The organism is Galbibacter sp. (genome assembly GCF_035306585.1).
Lineage (GTDB): Bacteria > Bacteroidota > Bacteroidia > Flavobacteriales > Flavobacteriaceae > Galbibacter.
On the sequence record NZ_DATGNU010000057.1, the window covers coordinates 21,768 to 27,863 of the forward strand.

A 6,096-nucleotide genomic window follows, 5' to 3' on the forward strand; every position below is an offset into this window, starting at 1 on the left:
ATTGACATGCTTAAGAGGATCAACATAATCTTGATTATTTCCTTGTTTGGGATGCTTCTTCTACCTGAGCAATCCTTTGCATGTGCATTACACTCCAACAAAACCGAGAAAGTGGAAAACTCCTGTTGCAGCAATAAGCAGCAGGCGCAGGATAAAGAAAAGCAAGAAGGCAGTGGTGATATGGCCTGTTGTAAAACAAGTGATCAAGAGCACAATTCCTGTAGTGGCCAATGTGGAATGCAATCCTGTCATTCAACAACCTTTAGTTTTTCTGCAACACCTCCTATTTTTAGAAATGTGCCATACGATTTTAATTTTAAGAATAAAAAGTCGTATCCCATATACCTTCAGAACTCTTATTCCTTAAGAGAATTCTCCATTTGGCAACCGCCTAAAATAAGCTAAGTTATTACTGTATAACCTTGTAGATGGTCACTCATGAAAAGGGGATGACTCATGTATGTACACAGTTTTTAAACAAAAAGTCAGCTTCTGACTTTTTAAATCATATGTATTACACAGTTTAAGGTTTTACGTTAGTTATTAAGTTAGCTTGGAACTCTGAGATAATTTATAACGCTCCAGCTGTTAAGATGGGGTTATAGCCATTATCAGGGTGATCTAATTGAATCGCGAAAATTGTTTTGGAATCTGTATTGTATTTAGCAGACTTTCCCTAAGAGTTGATTGATCGTAATTGATTATTAGCAAGTCTCAGATACCATATATTGGAATTCGTAATTATGAATAAAATCATTCACTTTTTTTTACACAACCGCCTTTTTACAGTGATTTTGCTGTTGGTTATACTCCTTTGGGGCTTGGTTACCGCACCCTTTAACTGGGATATGGGGGTTTTACCCAAAGATCCTGTCCCAGTTGATGCCATTCCCGATATTGGAGAAAATCAACAAATTGTTTTTACCCAATGGCCAGGGCGTTCACCACAAGACGTTGAGGATCAAATTACTTACCCACTGACCTCTTCTCTTTTAGGAACTCCAGGAGTGAGATCAGTTCGAAGTACTTCGATGTTCGGGTTTTCAAGTATCAATATAATTTTCGAAGAAGACGTGGAGTATTATTGGTCGAGAACCCGGATCCTTGAAAAGATCAATGCACTCCCTCAAGGGCTTCTACCCCAAGGCGTTCAACCTACCTTGGGACCTGATGCCACTGCCCTAGGTCAGGTCTATTGGTATACCATTGAGGGTCGTGATTCCCAGGGAAATGTAACAGGGGGGTGGGATTTACACGAGCTGCGTACGGTCCAGGATTATTATCTTAAACTTGGACTTAGCTCCGTTGCTGGGGTTTCTGAGGTGGCTTCTGTTGGCGGCTATGTTAAAGAATATCAGATAGATATAAACCCAGAGGCCTTAAAGGCATATAATATCGGAATTGACCAAGTGATGAAGGCGGTACAGAACTCCAATAGGGATATTGGTGCCAAAACCGTAGAGGTCAATAAGGTAGAGTACCTGGTCCGTGGATTGGGATATATAGAATCGATTGAAGATATAGAGAACACCTTAGTTGTAGCCAATGATCATACGCCAGTTCTGATCCGTGATATTGGCATTGTCTCGCTTGGACCAAGTGAAAGGCGTGGAGTTTTAGATAAAGCAGGGGCAGAGGTTGTCGGTGGTGTGATCGCGGCACGTTATGGTTCCAACCCTATGGAGGTGATTGCTAATGTAAAACAAAAGATTGAAGAACTCAAGGTAGGGCTACCTTCTAAAACGCTCGCCGACGGTACCGTTAGTAAATTAACTGTTGTTCCATTTTATGACCGATCACAGCTTATAGAAGAAACTTTAGAAACCTTAGATACAGCACTGACCAATGAAGTGCTGATCAGTATTATTGTTGTAGTTTTACTGGTTTTAAACCTTAGAGCCTCTATTCTTATTTCGAGTCTTTTACCTGTTGCAGTGCTGATGACCTTTATTGGGATGCGTTATTTTGGGGTGGATGCTAATGTAGTGGCACTCTCTGGAATTGCCATTGCCATTGGAGTGATGGTTGATGTCGGAATTATTTTTGTTGAAAATACGCTGCGACATTTGGAAATCCCTGAAAACAAAGATGCTAGGGGTCATCGACTTTTACACATCGTTTATAATGCAACAGTGGAAGTGGGGCCAGCGGTGACTACGGCCTTGGCTACCACAATAGTTAGTTTTCTACCAGTATTTTTCATGGAAAATGCCGAAGGAAAATTATTCCGTCCCTTGGCCTTTACCAAAACACTGGCATTGGGAGCTGCATTTGTTCTGGGAGTGGTGATACTTCCAATGTTATCCTACTGGTTTTTCTCCATTCGAATACAAAGAGCACGCATCCAATTAACCTGGAATATTGTATTGGTAATCTCTGGATTGGTCATTGCTCTTTGGGCATCAATGTGGTTGCCCTTAGCGCTCACTGCAATTGGGTTTATCAAATTGGTTGCGTATTGGAGGCCAGAAATTTTCGGCAGACACTCCAAGAACATCATCCTGTTTATTGTGCTGTCACTAACGCTTTTGTTTTTGGCCCAACAATGGGTTCCACTTGGTTATCAAAATTCTTTATGGAGCAATTATTTTTTTGTGATTGTTTTAATTGGGGTAACATTACTGTTGCTCATGAGTATTGTGCGATATTATGAGGTCATTTTAAATTGGTGTTTGGTCAATAAAGGGAAGTTTTTAATACTGCCACTGGTTACCATTTTATTAGGGGGACTGATTTGGGCAGGATTTCCAAAGGTATTTGGTTTTGTAGCCAAAGCAACTGATCAGTTGGGTTGGAATATTAGAACAACCGCTATTTGGAGTGGGCTTACCCATGCTTTTCCAGGGATTGGTGATGAGTTCATGCCGTCACTCGATGAAGGGAGTTTCTTACTGATGCCAACCTCAATGCCTCACACTGGAATTCAGGAAAGCAAACAAATTCTGAAGCAGTTAGATATGGTGGTAACCAATATTCCTGAGGTGGAAATTTCTGTGGGTAAACTTGGGCGAGTGGAGAGCGCGATTGATCCGGCACCTATTTCGATGTATGAGAATATCATAAACTATAAGCCAGAATATAGCCTGGATGAAAATAGATCTTTAAAGCGATTTAAAGTAGATAGCAACGGCCTGTTTATACTGCGATCAGGTGAGCACTTATCCAATGAAGAGGCGCTTGTGCAGAGAATCTCAGAGGAGCAGCTTATCGATGATCCAAATGGCGCGTACTTTAGAAACTGGCGATCACATATCCAAAGTCCTGATGATATTTGGGATGAAATTGTAAAGGCTACTCAAATTCCTGGGGTGACTTCAGCTCCTAAGCTACAGCCCATTGAGACTAGACTTGTAATGTTGCATACGGGAATGAGAGCTCCAATGGGAATTAAGGTTTATGGCCCCGATTTAGAGACCATCCAAAATTTTGGCTTTGCGTTAGAGGAAATTTTAAAACAGGTTCCTTCGGTAAAAAAAGAGGCAGTTTTTGCCGATAGAGTGATCGGAAAACCGTATTTGGAGCTTGATATCAACCGCAATGCTATCTCAAGATATGGAGTAAGTGTAGAGCAGGTATTGCAGACAATAGAAATTGCCATCGGTGGGATGCAAATCACCAGTACCGTTGAAGGGCGAGAGCGTTATCCAGTTCGAGTGCGGTATCCAAGAGAGTTGAGAAGCAGTCCTAGTGATCTAAAAAATATTTTGGTTCCATTGCCTAACAATGGACAGATTCCATTAGGGCAATTGGTCGATATAACCTATACCGCAGGTCCTCAAATGATCAAAAGTGAGAATACCTTTTTGGTAAGTTATGTTCTTTTTGATAAACGTGAAGATTTCGCTGAACTGGATGTGGTTAACACAGCCCAAAAGCTCATCCAAGACAAGATTGATAATGGTGAATTAACCGTTCCACCAGGAGTGAGTTATGAATTCTCAGGAAATTATGAAAATCAAGTTCGGGCCGTAAAACGCCTAGCTATTGTTATCCCCATCTCATTGCTCATCATTTTTCTGTTGTTATATTCTCAGTTTAAAAATATTATCGCCTCTTTAATTCACTTCTCTGGGGTGTTTGTTGCCTTTGCAGGTGGATTTATTATGCTGTGGTTATACGGCCAAGGATGGTTTATGAATTTTGAAATTGCAGGAGAGAATATGAGGGACCTCTTTCAAATAGGGACGATTAATCTTAGTGTGGCAGTTTGGGTAGGATTTATCGCACTCTTTGGTATTGCGACCGATGATGGAGTTCTTATGGGAACTTATATCCATCAGTTATTCCAGCAAAAGGATCCAAAAACAGTCGCTGAGGTTCGTTCGGCGGTCATAGAAGCAGGTAAAAAACGAGTACGACCAGCTATGATGACAACGGCGGTAACGATAATTGCTTTGTATCCAGTACTTACTTCCACTGGAAAGGGGTCTGATATAATGGTGCCGATGGCCATCCCGATAGTAGGGGGCATGGTTATACAACTAATGACCATTTTTGTTGTGCCGATCCTGCAGGCTTATTGGCGAGAAACCGTCATAAAACGTGATACAAGAGCGATAGCATCTGTTAAAGCTCAAAACAAATAACGATGAAAAGGAATCAAATGAAAGAAAAAATAAGTCTTTTACTTTTTTTATTTATGGGTATTGGGATGGTAGCGCAGAGCTTGGAGGACTATTTGCAACTCGCGCTGCAGAATAATCCCGGCATTAAAGCGGCCCATTTAAAATATGAAGCTGCCCTAGCGCAGGCACCACAAGTTGCCGGATTACCTGATCCAACTTTAAGCGCAAGTGCATTTGGTACTGCCATGACTACCGATATGGGTGAGGAGCGCGCTAGATTCGAACTGATGCAGATGTTCCCTTGGTTTGGAACGCTAAAGATGCGTAAGGAAGTTGCTGATCTTCAGGCCCAAGGACAGTACCTGGCCTATGTCGCTAATCGAGCGCAACTAGCGCTGGAAGTTAAAACGGCCTATGCCAAGTTGTATGAGGTGGAAAAGCGGATGGAATTTCAAAAGGAAAACCTCAGGATTCTTGATACTTATTATGACCTGGCCATGAGCAAATTTAGGAGTGGTGTCTCACCGATGGTTAATGTGGTGCGAGTGGAAATTGCTCAAGATGCTGCACGAACGCAACTTGAGCTTCTCGAGCAAAACATCCAAAGGCTTCAGTCGACTTTTAACCTGCTGCTCAATCGAGAAATCCATCAACAGGTAGTGATACAAGATACCCTTTATCTTAACCTTACTAAGCCATTGGATAGTATGCCAAATTTTGAGGCCCATCCTAGTATGGAACAGCTTGATAAGCTACAAAATTCATATGAGACTAGAAAAAAGGTTGTTCAAAAAGAAGGATTACCATCCTTTGGTCTCGGAGTTGGCTATATCGTGAATGCAAAATCCGCGATGGGTATGCCTGATATGAATGGAAAAGATGCCATAATGCCTATGTTTTCTATAAGTTTGCCCATTTTTAGAAAAAAATATGATGCAGCTAAGAACCAGGCGGATCTAATGGGTCAGAGTATCGCATTAGAAATGAAACAGCAGGCCAATGAGTTTCAAGACGAGTTTCAGCGTAAGCAATATGAATTAAATGAATCTCGGCAGTTATTGGAATTATATCAAAGGCAGATCGAGAGTTCAGAGAGGGCACGGTCATTATTGGTATCAGCTTTTAGTTCCAATACAGGGGATTTTGAAGAGATCCTACGTATTAATCAAGATATTCTATTGTTTAAACTACAGGGATTGGAAGCGCTCAGGGCTGGTTATATTGCTCAGGCGAAAATAGAATACCTATTAACAAATGAGTATATAGTCCAGCAAAAGAATTAAAGTTCTTAAAGAAGATGAAAATGGAAATAAAAAATAAAAATACGATTCGTGTTACTTTTATCCTTTTAATAGGGGTATTTATAGGTTGGTTGCTCTTTGGAGGGAAGAGCTCCAATAAAGCCGATCAAACTAATCAGGAGCATAACCATATGGCATCTACCACTTGGACCTGTTCAATGCATCCTCAAATTCGTCAAAATGAACCAGGAGATTGTCCGATATGTGGTATGGAGCTTATTTCGGTTTCA

Annotated in this window: 4 protein-coding genes; all 4 read left to right on the plus strand. The window is 41.1% G+C overall.

Annotation, left to right across the window (positions count from 1 at the left end; translation table 11 throughout):
- Window positions 1-6 precede the first annotated feature (6 nt).
- On the plus strand, window positions 7-405 hold the full coding sequence (locus VKY50_RS06475) for a hypothetical protein (protein ID WP_324300061.1): 399 nt from the start codon (window positions 7-9) through the stop codon (window positions 403-405).
- A 335-nt stretch (window positions 406-740) separates the two neighbouring features.
- The gene (locus VKY50_RS06480) at window positions 741-4,586 is read left to right on the plus strand and encodes an efflux RND transporter permease subunit (protein ID WP_324300067.1); all 3,846 of its coding nucleotides are present in this window, start codon (window positions 741-743) and stop codon (window positions 4,584-4,586) included.
- A 2-nt stretch (window positions 4,587-4,588) separates the two neighbouring features.
- The gene (locus VKY50_RS06485; RefSeq protein ID WP_324300063.1) at window positions 4,589-5,848 is read left to right on the plus strand and encodes a TolC family protein; all 1,260 of its coding nucleotides are present in this window, start codon (window positions 4,589-4,591) and stop codon (window positions 5,846-5,848) included.
- Window positions 5,849-5,868: 20 nt separating this feature from the next.
- Window positions 5,869-6,096, plus strand: a 228-nt coding sequence (locus VKY50_RS06490) for a heavy metal-binding domain-containing protein (RefSeq protein ID WP_324300065.1), incomplete at its 3' end; no start/stop codon positions are given.